This window comes from Streptomyces sp. NBRC 110028 (genome assembly GCF_001417735.1).
Lineage (GTDB): Bacteria > Actinomycetota > Actinomycetes > Streptomycetales > Streptomycetaceae > Streptomyces.
In genome coordinates, this window is sequence record NZ_BBUZ01000032.1 from 79211 (window position 1) to 93473 (window position 14263).

Sequence of the window (14263 nt, forward strand, 5' to 3'; positions counted from 1 at the left end):
ACCCGGCCCCGGGCGCTTACGATGACGGGCATGGTCCGTGGCGTGATGTTCGACTTCTCGGGAACGTTGATGCGCAGCGAGTCGGTCGAGGAGTGGCTCGGCGCGGTCCTGGCGGACACCGCCGTCTCCGTGGACGGCGAGGAGTTCTCCGACTGGGTGCGGCGGCTGACCGAGTGCGGAGCGCTGCCGGGCGGGCCGGCGCCCCAGCGGATTCCCGCGCGCCTCGAAAGGCTGTGGCGCGAAAGGGACCTGGGCGCCGATCAGCACCGGGAGGCCTACAGCGGGTTGATCGCGGAGGCCGGGCTACCGAGGGCGGAGCTGATACCGGCGCTCTACGACCGTCACAAGGCGCCCGCCGCCTGGCGGCCCTACCCCGACACCCAGGCGACGTTGCGGGAACTGCGCCGCCGCGGGATCCCGGTGGCCGTGGTCAGCAACATCGGCTGGGATCTGCGGCCCGTCTTCCGGGCCCATGGGCTGGATGGGCTGGTGGACGCCTATGCGCTCTCCTTCGAGCTGGGGGCGCGGAAACCCGACCCCGCCATCTTCCGTTCCGCATGCGACACGCTCGGCCTGGCACCCTCCGACGTGCTGATGGTCGGTGACAATCACGCCGCGGACGGTGGTGCGGAGGCGCTGGGGTGCCCGGTGCGCTTCGTCGACCATCTGCCGGTCGACCAACGTCCGGCAGGGCTCGCGCCCGTCCTGGAGCTGCTGGGCTGAGGCCGAGGAGCGGCTGAGACCGAGGAGCGCTCACCCCGAACTTGCTTACTTAAGTTAGGTATCTGTAGCATCGCGGTCGCCCCGAAAAAAGATACCTAAGGTAGGTAGATGTAGCGGGGCCGTCCCACGAAAGGAGCCCCCGATGAACCACTCCACGCACCGCAAGGTCCTCATCTCCGGCGCGAGCATCGCCGGTCCGTCCCTCGCCTACTGGCTCAACCGCTACGGCTTCGAGGTCACCGTCGTCGAGAAGGCATCCACGATCCGCGGCGGTGGCTACTCCATCGACATCCGAGGCACCGCCCGCGACGTCGCGGACCGTATGGGGCTGCTTCCGCGGCTGCGCAAGGCACACGTCGGCACCAACAAGGTCTCCTTCGTGGACGTGGGCGGAAAGCCCGTCGGCTCCCTCAGTCCCGAAGCCCTCACCGGCAGTGAGGCGGGCCTGGACCTCGAAGTGCGGCGCGGAGATCTGGCGGAGGCTCTCTACGAACCGGTCCGCGGCCAGGTCGAGTTCATGTTCAACGACTCCATCGCCACTCTGGACGACCGCGGGGACCGCGTCGAGGTCACCTTCGACAGCGGCGCCCACCGCGCCTTCGACCTGGTCATCGGCGCGGACGGGCTGCACTCCAACACCCGCCGTCTGGTCTTCGGCCCCGAAGAGCGGTTCCACCGCTACCTCGGCCACGCCTTCGCGGGCTTCACCCTCGAAAACGACCTCGGCCTCGCACATGAGGGGGTCATCTGGAACACCCCCGGCAGGGCGGCCGTACTCTACGCCCACGAACCCCACGACCCCGTGTACGGGTTCCTCGTCTTCGGGCAGGACGAGCCGCCCTTCGACGCCTTCCGTGACCCCGGGGCCCAGCGCGACCTCGTCGCCGCCACGTTCCCCGAACGCGCCTGGCACATCCCGCGCCTGGTGGCCGCCATGCGCGAGGCCGACGACCTGTTCTTCGACATCGTCAGCCAGATCCACATGCCCACCTGGGCACGCGGCCGCGTGGCCCTCGTCGGCGACGCCGCCCACGCCACCTCGTTCCTCTCCGGCCAGGGCTCCAGTGTCGCCCTCGTCAGCGCGTACATCCTGGCCGGGGAGCTGGCCACCCACGCCGATCACGCGGACGCCTTCGCCGCCTACGAGCGGACGGCGCGCTCGTTCGCCGAGCAGAACCAGGCCCTCGCCACCTCGGGCGGCACCGTCATGGTTCCCGGCACCAGGGACATGCTCGACGCCCGCAACGAGGCCCTGCGCAACCCCGCCACGCTGGCGGAACCCGAGTTCAGCGCCGCCTACACCGGCCTGATCCTGCCGGACTACAGCCACGTCGAATGACGGGCTACAGGCCGTCCCGCACCATCGCGGCGACGATGTTGACGTGCCGGTCGGCGGTGGTCTGGGAGAACTCGTTGTCGTAGGTTCAGGCCGTACGGCCAGAAGTGGCCGCCTCCGGCGGACAGCGTGGCACTGGCGCCGTCGTACTGCCGGACCAGCCGGGTGGCCTCCGCGCCACGCCACGTTCCGCCGCTGGTGAGCGAGGCCCAGCGGCCGCTCGTGCCGACGCCGATCGTGTGCGCGATCTCGTGCAGCGCGGTGCGCTCGGCCATGGAGGAGCGGTTGCTGCGTCGTCCGTGCGTTGCTGTGCGCGGGCGTTCGACTTTGTGCGGGTATCACGACAAGGCATGGGTGACGAGGTGTCAAGGTGTCGTGCAGCGCGCCGTGAGGCCGCCGTCCACCGGCAAGCACACGCCGTTGACGTACGCCGCCTCGTCGGAGGCGAGGAAGACGGCCGCCGCCGCCACGTCCCAGGGGCTGCCCATGCGTCCGGTCGGGCTCGCCGCGTGGCGGGCGGCGAGCGCGGCCTTAAGATCATCCGCACCGGCCACGATCTGCCGGGCCACCAGCGGGGTGTCGATCAGCCCCGGAAGGACGGCGTTGACGCGGATGCCCTCGGCGGCATGACGCAGCGCGAGGACGACCGTGAGCTGGTCGACCGCCGCCTTCGCGGCGCTGTAGCTAGGGTAGGGGTAGCCGGTGTCGCGGATCGCGGCGATCGACGACACGTTGACGACAGCTCCGCCGCCCGCGGCCACCATCCGCGGCAGCACGTGCTTGCAGGTCAGGAAGACGCCGTCGACGTTGACCGCGAGGGCGGACCGCCACGCGGCGAGATCGAGTTCGGTGACATCGCCCAAGCGGGCCACGCCGACGTTGTTGTGCAGCACCGTCGGCGTGCCCAAAGCGCGTTCGGCCGCCGCGACGGCGTCGGCCACCTGCTCCTCGACCGTCACATCGGCCGTCAGCGCCAGCGCCTCACCGCCCTCGGCCACGATCGCCTCGGCCGTACGCCGTGCCTGGCCGGCGTCGATGTCGATGGCCGCGACACGCGCGCCCTCGCGGGCGAACGCGAGCGCGGCCGCCTTGCCGTTGCTCACTCCGCCACCGCTGGAGCCGGCCCCGAACACGAGTGCGGTGCGGTCGGCCAGTCGTCGTCCCCTGCGCATGGCCCGATCCTGGGCGCCGCGGTGCGCCCCGGACCACCGACGACCGTCGCAAACCTGCCGTACCGGATCCTCGCTCTGTAGAAAACGCCAGGTCATAGCCCTTCACCTGGCCCCGAACATGCGTAATGATCTTCCAGGGACAGCGGCAGCGTCCGGTGGGAGGGAGCGCACGATGCTCGGAGGGCGACTCCAGGAGATCGTGGACGAGGTGGCGGAGCGCATAGGCCGCTCCGTCGCGGTCAACGATCCACGCGTTCACATCCTCTGCGCCAGCCGCCACTTCGGAGACGAGGACCGGGTGCGGGTGCGCGCCGTACTGCAGCGCGACGCGGGGAGCGCCGCCGCCGGTCACATCCTCGCCCAGGGCGTCGACCGCTGGACCGAACCCGGCGTCATCCCGCCGCGCGCCGACCTCGGCATGCGGGCCCGGCTGTGCGCACCGATCCGCTGGCGGCACCACCTGCTGGGCCTGCTCATCGTCATCGACCCCGACGGCTCCCTGCCCGGCTCCAGCATCGACGCCGTCACCGCCGCCACCCGCACCCTCGCGCCCCTGATGTACCAGGACTTCGCCGCGGGCGACACCGAACGCATGGCCCGCGAAGGAGCGCTGCGCCAGCTGCTGAGCGCGTCGGCCACCGGGCGCGAAACCGGGCGGGACGCCCTCGCACGCGGCGGACGGCTGCCGTCGTCCCGCTACGCCACCGTCACCGTCGCGCGGATCGCCGGCGACCCGCCCGCGGACCGCGCGGGAGCGGTGGAGGTGGCGCTGCGTACGGGACTGGAGCGGGTGGCGGCCGACAGGTCGTGGCGCACCGAGTTCTGCCTCACCGGCCCCCAGGGCGTGCTGCTGACCTTCTCCGACCGCCCCATGCGTCAAGAGCCGCTCCGCGCCCGCGCGTCGGCCCTCCTCGACCAGGCACGGTCGGTGCTGGCCGGGACGGCGGAGTGCGTCGCGGGGATCGGCGAATGCGTGGAAGGCGGCGCCGAAGCGGCGTGGATGTCGTACGAGCAGGCCATCGGTGCCGCCCGGGCGGCCGGTGTGCGGTCCGGCGGCGACGGCATCGTCCACTGGGAGCAACTGGGCGCGCTGGCACCGCTGTCGCTGCTCCCGCCGGACCGCCTGACCCCCGCGCTGCTGCCCGGACCGCTGCGTACCCTCCTCGCCCGGGACCCGTCGGGTCGTCTCACCGAAACCCTCACCGCCTACCTCGACCACGGAGGTTCGGCCCCGCGCACCGCGCACGCCCTCCACCTCCACCGCACCTCGCTCTACTACCGGTTGCGGCGGATCACGGAACTCACCGGGCTCGACCTGGCCGACGGCGACCACCGGCTCGCCCTCCACCTGGGGCTCCGCCTCCACGCGCTGATGCGCGGGGCCGACCACAGGTGAGCCATGAGCCCTCGACCGGATTTCGACAAAGCGAGGAAAGCACCCGGCCGATTCCCGACAGGAGGCGGTGGCGCGCTCCGCCGCCGCGCCCGATACTCCGTCCGCAGTCCAAGGTCATCTGGGAGCCGCCGTCATGTCCACCACCGCCCCACCCGCCGTCCGTACGGTGTCCACCGCGCGGATCGCGGTCGCCAGTTTCGTCGGAACGGCCATCGAGTTCTACGACTTCTACATCTACGGGACCGCCGCCGCGCTGGTCCTGGGCAAGCTCTTCTTCCCCACCTTCTCCGCGCTCGCGGGCACCCTGGCCGCGTTCGCCACCTTCGGTGTCGGCTTCGTCGCCCGCCCGATCGGCGCAGTGATCTTCGGCCACTTCGGGGACCGCACCGGCCGCAAGACGATGCTGGTCACCTCCCTCCTCGTCATGGGGACGGGAACGGTGGCCATCGGACTGCTGCCCACCTACCGGGACGTCGGGATCGCGGCACCGGTACTGCTGGTGCTGTGCCGGTTCCTGCAAGGCGTGGGGCTGGGCGGCGAGTGGGGCGGCGCGGTGCTGCTGGCCACCGAGTACGCGCCCCGCGACAAGCGAGGGCTGTGGTCGAGCTTCCCGCAGATGGGCCCCGCCATCGGTTTCATCGCCGCGGGCGGCTCGTTCCTGCTGCTGGGCCGGGTGATGGACGACGCGGCCTTCGAGTCCTGGGGGTGGCGGATCCCCTTCCTCGCCAGCGCGCTGCTGGTGGTCGTCGGCTTCTACATCCGGATGCGGATCGCCGAGACACCGGTGTTCCGGAAGGCGCTGGAACAGCATGAGCGGGCCAAGACGCCCATCGTCGAGGTGGTCCGCCGTCAGGGCACCACCCTGGCCCTGGCGACCTGCGCGTTCATCCTCGCGCACACGCTCTTCTACACCATCACCACCTTCGCCCTCTCGTACGGCACCACGGTCCTGGACCTCGACAAGGACATGCTGCTGCTGTGCGCGATGGCCGCGGCGCTCGTCCTGGGGCTGGCCACCCCACTGCTGGCCGTCCTGTCCGACCGGGTCGGCCGCCGCAACGTCTGCCTGAGCGCGGGGGTGCTGGCCGCGCTGTGGGCGTACCCCATGTTCGCCTTGATCAACACGGGTGAGCCCCTGCTGATCGGGCTCGCGATGTCCGTCGGGATGCTCGCCTTCGCCGCCCTGTACGGCCCGATGGGCGCCTTCCTCCCCGAGATGTTCGCCACCCGCTACCGCTACACCGGCGCCTCCGTGGCCTACAACGCGAGCGGCATCGTCGGCGGGGGCATCACGCCCCTGCTCGCCACCCAGCTCGTCGCCTCCACCGGCTCGTCGGTGCCGGTGTCCGGTTACATCGTGGTGGTCGCCCTGGTCTCCGCGCTGTGCGTGTGGTTCCTGAAGGAGACCCACACCAGCGACCTGGAGACAACCTGACCGGCCGACGAGGGTCGGCCGGGGACGTCCTCGGCCATCAGCCGGATACGTCCTCGGCCATCAGCCGGAGCCGCCCGGCGAACTCGGTGAGCCCGGCCCGGTCGACGTTGCCGAAGCTGACCCGGAACACCTGACGGTCGTCGGGCAGGAAGGCGGTGCCGGGGATGACGAGCGTGTCGTAGCGGGTGATGAGGTCGCGCACGACGTCGTCGGTGCCGCGCCCGGCGAAGGGGTGGCGGACCCAGCCGAAGAACCCTCCGCGGCTCAGCAGTTCGAAACCGCCCGGCCGGTCGGCCATCACGGTCTCCAGCCAGCGCCGCTTCTCCGTCATCTCCTCCGCCCGCTCCGCCCGCCACTCCTGGGCCGAGGTCAGCCCGGCCCAGGCGGCCTCCTGCCCGACGCGCGGCGGGCAGATCGCCACGCAGTCGAGCAACTTCATCACCTCGCGGTTCAGCTCCGGCGAAGCGACGACCGCGCCCACCCGGTAGCCGGGGATGGCGAGGTCCTTGGAGAAGCTGTGCAGGCTCACCAGGGTCCCCGCCCAGTCCGGCTCGGCGAACAGCTCGTGCGCCGGTTGCGCGGTGCCGCGGAACGAGCGGTAGGTCTCGTCCACGATCAGCGCGATGTCGTGCCGCTTCGCCACCGCGTAGAAACCGGCGAGCACATCCGGCGGAAGGGTGACGCCGCTCGGGTTGCCCGGAGTGACCAGCACGATCGCCTTGGTGCGCGGCGTGATGAGCGCTTCGGCCGCCTCCGGGGTCGGCACGAGATCCGGGCCGGGCTCCAGATAGCGCGGCACGACGCCGTTCATGCGCAGCCACATGTCGTAGTTGAAGTAGTACGGCAGGACTTCGATGACCTCGTCACCCGGCTCGGTGAGCGCCTGGGCGACGAGGCAGAACGCCTGGTTGCACCCCGCGGTGACCACCATCTGATCGGCTCCCACCGGGCTCCGGTACCCCTGACCGAGGTCGGCGGCGAACGCCTCCCTCAGTCGGGGCAGCCCGGGCGCCGGTACGTAGGCCGCACCGTCCGGCCGGCGCGCGACCGTGGCGACGTGCTCGATCATCTCGGCCGCTGGCGGGTAACTCGGCGCGGCCTGGGCCAGATCGAGCAGGGCCCGCTCGCCGCTGCGGCCCGCCAGCAGGGCGTACGTCGCACCCATCGGCGAATCGGTCTCGCGCACGGTTCGCGGGCTGAGTCGCACGTCGGTACTCCCTCACAGGCTGGTCGGCCGCTGCCGTCTCCCCGCGATGCTATCGACATTCCTCCCGCGTCAGCCGGGCCTCAGCCGTGGCCGGCCCGGAAGCAGAGCCGGTCGCTCAGCTCCCACGGGACGAGCGGAGGCGTCCGCCTCGGATGGGCAGCGGAACTCGCGGCGCCGCGCCGGTGGGAGGCGACCGGCGGCGGACGCCTCCACAGTGGTCATCCGGCCGGAGGTGCGGTGTCGACGCCCAGCAGGGCCAGGAACGCGCAGGCCGCGGGGGACGGGGTGAACCGGCTCCAGGCCAGGCGCTCCACCCGTACCGGCCCATCGGTGACCGGTACGCTCCGCAGGCCGGGCAGTTCGGCGGCGAACGGCGCGGGCAGCAGGGCGATGCCCAAGCCGTGGCGGACCATCCGGGCCACGAGTTCGACGCCGGACACCTCGAAGGCGACCTCGCGCCGCAGGCCGGCCGCCGCGAACGCCTCGTCCGACTGGGCGCGGGCGGCACTGCCCGCGGCGAAGTCCACGAAGACCTCCTCGGCGAGGACGCGGAGGTCCACCTCCTGCGCCGTGGCCAGCGGGTGGCCCGGGGCGACCACGGCGACGTGCTGCCCGTGGGCGAGCTCCCGGTCACGGACGCCCTGTGGCCGGAATCCGGGCTGTACGCCGAGGAACGCCGCGTCCAGTCCGCCGTCGCGCACCTGCTCGACGAGTCCTTCGCTGGAGTCGACCCGCAGACTGATCCGCACCTGGGGGTAGCGCAGGCGGTAGTCCCGCAGCACGGCCGGGAGGTCGACGGCCGCCACGGTGGGGATCGAGCCGACGGCCAGCCTGCCCCGGATCTCACCGGTGGCCGCCGCCACCTCCGCCCAGGCGCGCTCGGCCGCTTCCAGGGCTTGGCGGGCGGCGGGCAGGAACGCCTCTCCGGCGGTGGTCAGCCGCACCCGGCGGCTGGTCCGCTCGAACAGCCGGACGCCCAATTCCTTCTCCAGCCGGGCCACTTGGTGGCTGAGCGCGGACTGGACGATATGGCACCGCTCGGCGGCGCGGGTGAAGCTCGCGGTCTCCGCCACCGCGAGGACGTAGCGCATCTGCCGGAGGTCCATTGATTCATCGTGAAACACGATGGCTCGCATGACAAGCATGTGTTGGACCGATGGATCCCTGCTCGGCGATGCTGGAGCACCGACCGGCGCCCCGACCCCACGGAGACACCCATGCGCGTGATCGCCTTCGACCACCTCGTCCTGAACGTCGCCGACACCGAGCGCTCGCTCGCCTTCTACACCGGCCCGTTGGGCCTGGAGCCGGTGCGCCTGGAGGAGTGGAGGGCGGGCAAGGTCTCCTTCCCGTCCGTACGGGTGAGCCCCACCACCATCATCGACCTCGTCGAGGCGCCCGACGGGCGGCCGGAAGGTTCCAACGTCGACCACATCTGCCTGGTCGTCGAGCCGACCGACTGGCAGCAGGTCATCGACTCCGGCGTGTTCACGGTGCTGGACGGCCCCGGTGAGCGCTTCGGTGCCCGGGGCACCGCGGTTTCGCTCTACGTGGCGGACCCGGACGGCAACACCGTGGAACTGCGCTGGTACCCGCAGGACGCCTGAGGTGTATTTCACGAGTGCCATTGGTTGGACCACCGGGCACGTTCGATTTCCCTGAATCGGGCGCTGCCATGATCCTTTGGAGGGCTTTATCCCGACCTTTTCATGGTCACAAATTGGCGCGCCGAGGTGCGGGTTATTCGGCTTGTTCTTGTCGCCTCGGTGTGCCCGTAAAAAAATTGATCATGCGTGGTGCGGCGGGACACGTCAGGTCATATGGTTCTCATTCAGGCCACGTCGGCCGAGTTCGCGCCCCGTCGCATTGTCGTACGGGATGGCCGGAAAGTCTTCTTGACCCTCATTCCGTCGCGTTCGAAACTGCCAATGGCACCCATGCATCAGGAGCCGCAAGCGGCGTGTCGGATCTCGCGATACCGATTTCGCGGGGTGTGCGACGGGGGAACTGGTGGAGGAAGTGTGTGCATGGCGGCGCCGTGCTTGCGCTTTCTTCACTTCCTCTCCTCATCTCTTGATGCGCGCAGAGAATGGAGGGGGAATGCCGACACAAGCGGGCTATCCCGGCGTCTACGTCGAAGAACTTCCCAGCAGCGTACGCACCATCGCCTCGGTCACCACATCGGTGACCGCTTTCGTAGGGCACACCCGCCGGGGTCCGTTGAACACCCCCGTGCGGATCACCAGCTTCGCCGATTTCGAACGCCGATTCGGCGGCCTCACCTCGCAGAGCGCGGTCGGCTACGCCGTGCACCAGTTCTTCGGTAACGGCGGCACCGTCGCCGTCATCGTCCGGGTGGCCAAGGCGGGAACCGGCAAGGCGGCCCGCGTCACGCTCCACTCCACCGAGGGGCACAGCGAATGCCCCGTGCTCGAGGTGCACGCCAAGGAACCCGGGGTATGGGGTTCCGGTCTGCGGCTGGCCGTCGACTACGACACGAGGCACCCGGAGGAGACCTTCAACCTCCATGTCCTCGACGCGCGCGGCACCGCCCGCGAGACCTTCTCGGGCCTGTCCATGGACGCGAGTCACGGCCGCTACGCCGAGACGGTCGTGGGCTCCGGCTCCGGCCTGATCCGCGTCAAGGTCGTCGGCGAGGGCCGCCCCGACCCGTCCGGCACCGTGTCCAAGAGGTTCGCCGGCGAACTCCCCGACCTCAACGTCGAACTGACCGTCAAGATCGGCGACATCGAGCGCGAGTTCACGCTCCACGACCCGGACTGCGACGGCGAGGCGCCCCGCGACGTCACCGAACTCGCCCTGCTCCTGGAGCACAAGCTTCGCGCGCTGCCCGACGCCCCGGGCCGGCACGCCTACGCGGGAGCGCAGGTCACCGCCTTCGGCCGCCGCCTCCAGGTCGTCGCCGGGTCCGTCGACCCCGACGACGTCGTGCGCTTCCTGGGGGAGTGCGCGAACGACCTCGGCCTCGAAGCCTCCGTCAATCCGCCCGTCTTCCCGCTCTCGGGCGGCGAGGACGGCGGCCTGCCCGGCCCCGGCGACCTCATCGGCGGCGAGGCCCGCAAGACCGGCCTGCAGGCGCTGCGTGACATCGAGGACGTCAACCTGCTGTCGCTGCCGGAGCTCGCCTCGTACGAGTCCGTCGACGACATGGTCACCGTCATCTCGGCGGCCCAGCGGCTCTGCCGGGAACGCCGGATCTTCCTGCTTGTCGACTCGCCCTCCGCCTGGGGCAGCGTGGACGCCGCGCGCGCCGGGATCGCCGCGTTCGAACCCGTGCGCGGCAACCACGCCGGTCTGTACTTCCCGCACCTGCAGCTCACCGACCCCCTCACCGGGCGGCTGCGCTCCTTCCCGCCGTCCGGCGCGCTCGCCGGCGTCATCGCCCGCAACGACGGCGAGCGCGGCGTCTGGAAGGCCCCGGCCGGCACCGAGGCGCGGCTCGCCGGGGTGCGCTCGCTCACCGTCAAGCTGACCGACCGCGAGAACGGGCTGCTGGGCCCCCTCGGCATCAACTGCCTGCGCACCTTCCCCCTGGTGGGCCCGCTGGTGTGGGGAGCCCGCACGCTGGAGGGCTCGGACGCGGCCGACAGCGAGTGGAAATACGTACCGGTCCGTCGCCTCGCCCTGCACATCGAGGAGAGCCTGCGCCGCGGACTGCAGTGGGTCGTCTTCGAGCCCAACAACGAGCAGCTGTGGCAGCAGATCAGGCTGAACGCGTCGGCGTATCTGCACACCCTCTTCGAGAAGGGCGCCTTCAAGGGCACCACCCCGCGCCAGGCCTATTTCGTCAAGTGCGACAAGGACACGACCACCGACGAGGACATCGCGGGCGGCATCGTCAACGTCGTGGTCGGCATCGCGCCCGTCAAGCCCGCGGAGTTCGTGATCGTCAAGATCCAGCAGATGGCCGGACAGTTCGAGATTTAGGAATGTGATGGCAGAGTTTCAGATCAACGCCCATCGCTTCGACCCGTACAAGAACTTCAAGTTTCTGGTCCTGTGGGACGGTCGTACGGTCGCTGGCATCAGCAAGATCAGCCCGCTGAAGCGCACCACCGAGGTGGTCAAACACCGGCACGGCGGCGACCCCAGCTCACCCCGGAAGTCTCCGGGCCGCTCCGAATTCGAGGGCGTGACCCTGGAGCGCGGCGTCACCCACGATCCCGAATTCGACCGCTGGGCCAACAAGGTGTGGCAGGTCGGCGCCGGGCTCGGCTCCGAGGTCTCACTCGCCGACTTCCGCAAGGACATCGTGGTCCAGGTCCTCAACGAGGCGGGCCAGGTCGCCGTCTCGCACAAGCTCTACCGGGCCTGGCCCAGCGAATACCAGGTGCTGGGCGAGCTGGACGCCAACGCCAACGCGGTCGCCATCCAGAGCCTCAAGCTCGAATGCGAGGGCTGGGAACGGGATTACGAGGTTCCGGAGCCGGAGGAGCCGTCCTTCACCCACCCCGCGTAGGGGGCAACGGGACGGAGCGGATCCGAACGGCACGGAACCGAACGGAAAAGAAACGGGCTTGAGGGATGGTGGACACGGGGACCGGGCCCGCTGAACTGCTGGCCATCTGGGAGGCGGGCCTGACGCACCACGGCCCTGGCCGCGCCCTGCTGCTGCACCGGGCGGCCCGCCCGGAATCCGGAACCGACGCCTTGCGGTCGGTTCCGGTGGGGGAGCGGGAGGCGGATCTCTTCGCCCTGCGCCGCGCGCTGTTCGGCGAGCGGATGCAGACCCGGGTGGAGTGCGGCGCGTGCGGTGAGGCGATGGAGTTCGACCTCGACGCGCGCGACCTGGCGGCGGTCGGGCCGGAGCAGTCGGCCGGGCCCCTTCGCGTGACGGACGGCGAGTGGGTGGTGGAGTTCCGGCTGCCCACCGTCGCCGACATCGAGGCCGCGGCCGGAACCGGTCCCGAGGCCCCGCACGACCTCCTGGCCCGCTGCACCGTCTCGGCCGTACGGGCGGGGCGGCCGGTCCCGGCCGACCGGCTGCCCTCCGCCTTGCCCGGCTCCCTGCGGCGGCGTCTCGCCGAAGCCGCGGCGGCCGCCGACCCGGCCGCCGACGTGACGCTGAACGTGGCCTGCCCCGAGTGCGGCGAGGCCACCCGGGCGGAGTTGGACATCGCCTCCTACCTCTGGACCGAACTCGACTCCTGGGCACGGGACCTGCTGCTCGACGTCCACCTGCTCGCCACCGCGTACGGCTGGAGCGAGCCGGAGATCCTGGCGCTCAGCCCACTGCGGCGCCGCTACTACCTGGAGCTCTGCGCAGATGGCTGACTACTTCGACCGGCTGATCGCGCGCCACGCCCCCGCCGCCGCCCACGGCCCGGTGACGCCGCGCGTACGGCCCCGGCTGCCCGGGCCGTTCGAACGGATCGAGGCGCTACGGGCCCCCGAACCGCTTCTCGACGAGCCCGTGCCGCCCTTCGCCGCCCCGCTCCCTTCCCCGCCCGCGCCGGAGGGGCAGATCGTGCGGGAGATCAGGACCGAACGCGAGACCGTCGTACGCCACACCGGGTCCGTCCCGCGCGCCGAGGGGGACCGCACCGCCGAGCCCGAGACGCCCGCCCCGCCGCTGCGCCCCGCTGCTCCGCTCGGCCCCGGGCCGCGCCCCGCCACCCCCGGCGCCCCGCGCCCCGAGCGGCGGTCCGCCGCACCCGGCGGCGCCCCCGGTGGGCCGCGGCCCACCGCTGTCCCCACCGCCCGCCCCATGGGTCCGGCGGCCGCCCGCCCGGCCCTCGGCGCACCGCCGTCGACACGCGCCGCCGACGCCGGGCCGGACCGCGCCGCGGCCCGCTCCGCCGCCGGACGGCGCCGGCCAAGGACCGCCGAGCGCGTCGTCCACGTACAGATCGGGCGACTCGAGGTCAGCGCCGCCGACCTGTCCGGCCCCCGCCCGGCCCCCCGCCCCGAGCGGGCCGGCCGGCGCGAGCCCGCCCTCAGCCTGGACGACTACCTGGCGCGCGGCGAGAAGAGGGACTGACGACACATGAGCAACGGACTCGCCTTCGCGACGGTCACCAAGGCCTTGGCGCTGCTGATCGCGAACAACCTGAGCCCCGAGATCGACATGGCGGTCACGGTCGATACGAAGAAGCCCCCGGCCGAACCGCCCCTCGATCCGACGATCAACGTCTTCCTCTACCAGGTCACACCGAACGCCTCCATGCGCCACACCGATCTGCCGACCCGCGCCTCCGACGGCACGCTGCTCAAACGTCCGGCGGCGGCGATGGACCTGAACTACCTGATCAGCGCCTACGGGGACGAGGCCGAGCTGGTCGGGCAGCGCCTGATCGGGTGCGTGGTGCGCACGCTGCACGAGATCCCCGTCCTGCCGAGGGAAATCATCGAGGAGGTGGCCCGGGTCCCGTATCTGGAGGGCAGCGACCTGGCCGAGTCGGTGCAGCGAGTGCGCTTCACACCCACGCAGATGGACGTGGACGAGACCTCGAAGCTCTGGGGCATGCTCTACCAGACCCCGTACAGCCTCTCGGTCTGCTACCAGGGGGCGCTGGTCCTGATCGAGGGCCGCGAGAAGCCGGTCCCGGCGAAGCCGGTGGAACGGCACACGGTGCGGGTGGTCCCGTTCGGTGCCCCGGGCGCGCCGGAGCCGTCGGGCCCCCTGGAGGAGGCGGGGCCGGGGGCGGGCTCGGCTGACGGGGCCGCCGGGCCCCCTGCCCCTCCCCGCCCGCCCGCGCCCACGGAGGGCGAGGCCTCGGCCGCCGACCAGGACCGGGCGGACACCTCCGCCGAGGCCGGAGCCCGGCTGCCCGCGAAGAAGCGTGCCGCACCGAAGACCGGCGGCGCCAAGTCCGCCGCCTCACCCGCCCGCACGCGCAAGGCCACCGGCCGTGGCAGGCCGCGCGGCGGCGGGCAGAGCGGCTCGGGCGGCTCGGGCGCATCGGGTGCGTCGGGCGGTTCGGACGGACCGAGCGCGGCCGGGTCGTCCGACAGCACGGAGAGCTGAGACGCG

The 14263-nt window shown here is 71.6% G+C and carries 13 protein-coding genes and 1 pseudogene; 10 read left to right on the forward strand and 4 right to left on the reverse strand.

Features of this window, described 5'->3' with window-relative positions:
• Nucleotides 1-30 precede the first annotated feature (30 nt).
• Nucleotides 31-723 (forward strand): HAD family hydrolase, encoded by a 693-nt coding sequence (locus tag ASC60_RS24640; protein WP_079038584.1) that lies wholly within the window; start codon nt 31-33, stop codon nt 721-723.
• Between the two features lie 142 nt (nt 724-865).
• On the forward strand, nt 866-2062 hold the full coding sequence (locus ASC60_RS24645; protein ID WP_055554549.1) for an FAD-dependent monooxygenase: 1197 nt from the start codon (nt 866-868) through the stop codon (nt 2060-2062).
• 4 nt (nt 2063-2066) lie between these two features.
• Here the strand turns inward: ASC60_RS24645 and ASC60_RS43125 are convergent.
• Together ASC60_RS43125 and ASC60_RS24650 are read right to left on the reverse strand one after the other, a co-directional pair.
• A pseudogene (locus ASC60_RS43125) lies at nt 2067-2349 on the reverse strand (hypothetical protein); the annotation flags it as partial.
• 75 nt (nt 2350-2424) lie between these two features.
• Nucleotides 2425-3231, reverse strand: coding sequence for an SDR family NAD(P)-dependent oxidoreductase (locus ASC60_RS24650; RefSeq protein WP_055554551.1), 807 nt, complete (start codon nt 3229-3231; stop codon nt 2425-2427).
• Between the two features lie 172 nt (nt 3232-3403).
• Here ASC60_RS24650 and ASC60_RS24655 point away from each other — a divergent pair, with 172 nt between their 5' ends.
• The gene (locus tag ASC60_RS24655; protein ID WP_055554553.1) at nt 3404-4627 is read left to right on the forward strand and encodes a CdaR family transcriptional regulator; all 1224 of its coding nucleotides are present in this window, start codon (nt 3404-3406) and stop codon (nt 4625-4627) included.
• A gap of 133 nt (nt 4628-4760) precedes the next feature.
• Complete coding sequence (locus tag ASC60_RS24660) at nt 4761-6062, forward strand: MFS transporter (protein WP_055554555.1); 1302 nt, start codon at nt 4761-4763, stop codon at nt 6060-6062.
• Nucleotides 6063-6099: 37 nt separating this feature from the next.
• Here the strand turns inward: ASC60_RS24660 and ASC60_RS24665 are convergent, their stop codons facing one another.
• Entirely contained in the window at nt 6100-7269 is a 1170-nt protein-coding gene (locus ASC60_RS24665; RefSeq protein WP_055554557.1) for an aminotransferase, read from the reverse strand.
• A gap of 218 nt (nt 7270-7487) precedes the next feature.
• A complete protein-coding gene (locus tag ASC60_RS24670; protein WP_055554558.1) occupies nt 7488-8375 on the reverse strand; it encodes a LysR family transcriptional regulator in 888 nt (295 codons plus the stop codon).
• Nucleotides 8376-8486: 111 nt separating this feature from the next.
• Here ASC60_RS24670 and ASC60_RS24675 point away from each other — a divergent pair, with 111 nt between their 5' ends.
• From ASC60_RS24675 to ASC60_RS24700, 6 genes are all read left to right on the forward strand, one after another.
• On the forward strand, nt 8487-8876 hold the full coding sequence (locus ASC60_RS24675) for a VOC family protein (protein WP_055554560.1): 390 nt from the start codon (nt 8487-8489) through the stop codon (nt 8874-8876).
• A 493-nt stretch (nt 8877-9369) separates the two neighbouring features.
• Entirely contained in the window at nt 9370-11217 is a 1848-nt protein-coding gene (locus tag ASC60_RS24680; RefSeq protein WP_055554561.1) for a phage tail sheath C-terminal domain-containing protein, read from the forward strand.
• A gap of 7 nt (nt 11218-11224) precedes the next feature.
• The gene (locus ASC60_RS24685) at nt 11225-11749 is read left to right on the forward strand and encodes a phage tail protein (protein WP_055554563.1); all 525 of its coding nucleotides are present in this window, start codon (nt 11225-11227) and stop codon (nt 11747-11749) included.
• 65 nt (nt 11750-11814) lie between these two features.
• On the forward strand, nt 11815-12564 hold the full coding sequence (locus ASC60_RS24690) for a hypothetical protein (protein WP_055554565.1): 750 nt from the start codon (nt 11815-11817) through the stop codon (nt 12562-12564).
• Nucleotides 12557-13270: a hypothetical protein gene (locus ASC60_RS24695; RefSeq protein ID WP_055554567.1), complete on the forward strand. Its 714-nt coding sequence runs from the start codon at nt 12557-12559 to the stop codon at nt 13268-13270. The genes ASC60_RS24690 and ASC60_RS24695 overlap by 8 nt, the downstream gene beginning before the upstream one ends.
• Nucleotides 13271-13276: 6 nt before the next feature.
• Nucleotides 13277-14257, forward strand: coding sequence for a DUF4255 domain-containing protein (locus tag ASC60_RS24700; protein WP_055554569.1), 981 nt, complete (start codon nt 13277-13279; stop codon nt 14255-14257).
• The last annotated feature ends 6 nt before the right edge of the window (nt 14258-14263 follow it).

Excerpts from the sequence above, each read along its gene's own strand:
- ASC60_RS24640 (WP_079038584.1), top strand. The coding sequence starts at position 31 with ATGGTCCGTGGCGTGATGTTCGACTTCTCGGGAACGTTGATGCGCAGC.
- ASC60_RS24645 (WP_055554549.1), top strand. The coding sequence starts at position 866 with ATGAACCACTCCACGCACCGCAAGGTCCTCATCTCCGGCGCGAGCATC.
- ASC60_RS24650 (WP_055554551.1), bottom strand. The coding sequence starts at position 3,231 with ATGCGCAGGGGACGACGACTGGCCGACCGCACCGCACTCGTGTTCGGG.
- ASC60_RS24655 (WP_055554553.1), top strand. The coding sequence starts at position 3,404 with ATGCTCGGAGGGCGACTCCAGGAGATCGTGGACGAGGTGGCGGAGCGC.
- ASC60_RS24660 (WP_055554555.1), top strand. The coding sequence starts at position 4,761 with ATGTCCACCACCGCCCCACCCGCCGTCCGTACGGTGTCCACCGCGCGG.
- ASC60_RS24670 (WP_055554558.1), bottom strand. The coding sequence starts at position 8,375 with ATGGACCTCCGGCAGATGCGCTACGTCCTCGCGGTGGCGGAGACCGCG.
- ASC60_RS24675 (WP_055554560.1), top strand. The coding sequence starts at position 8,487 with ATGCGCGTGATCGCCTTCGACCACCTCGTCCTGAACGTCGCCGACACC.
- ASC60_RS24680 (WP_055554561.1), top strand. The coding sequence starts at position 9,370 with ATGCCGACACAAGCGGGCTATCCCGGCGTCTACGTCGAAGAACTTCCC.
- ASC60_RS24685 (WP_055554563.1), top strand. The coding sequence starts at position 11,225 with ATGGCAGAGTTTCAGATCAACGCCCATCGCTTCGACCCGTACAAGAAC.
- ASC60_RS24690 (WP_055554565.1), top strand. The coding sequence starts at position 11,815 with ATGGTGGACACGGGGACCGGGCCCGCTGAACTGCTGGCCATCTGGGAG.
- ASC60_RS24695 (WP_055554567.1), top strand. The coding sequence starts at position 12,557 with ATGGCTGACTACTTCGACCGGCTGATCGCGCGCCACGCCCCCGCCGCC.
- ASC60_RS24700 (WP_055554569.1), top strand. The coding sequence starts at position 13,277 with ATGAGCAACGGACTCGCCTTCGCGACGGTCACCAAGGCCTTGGCGCTG.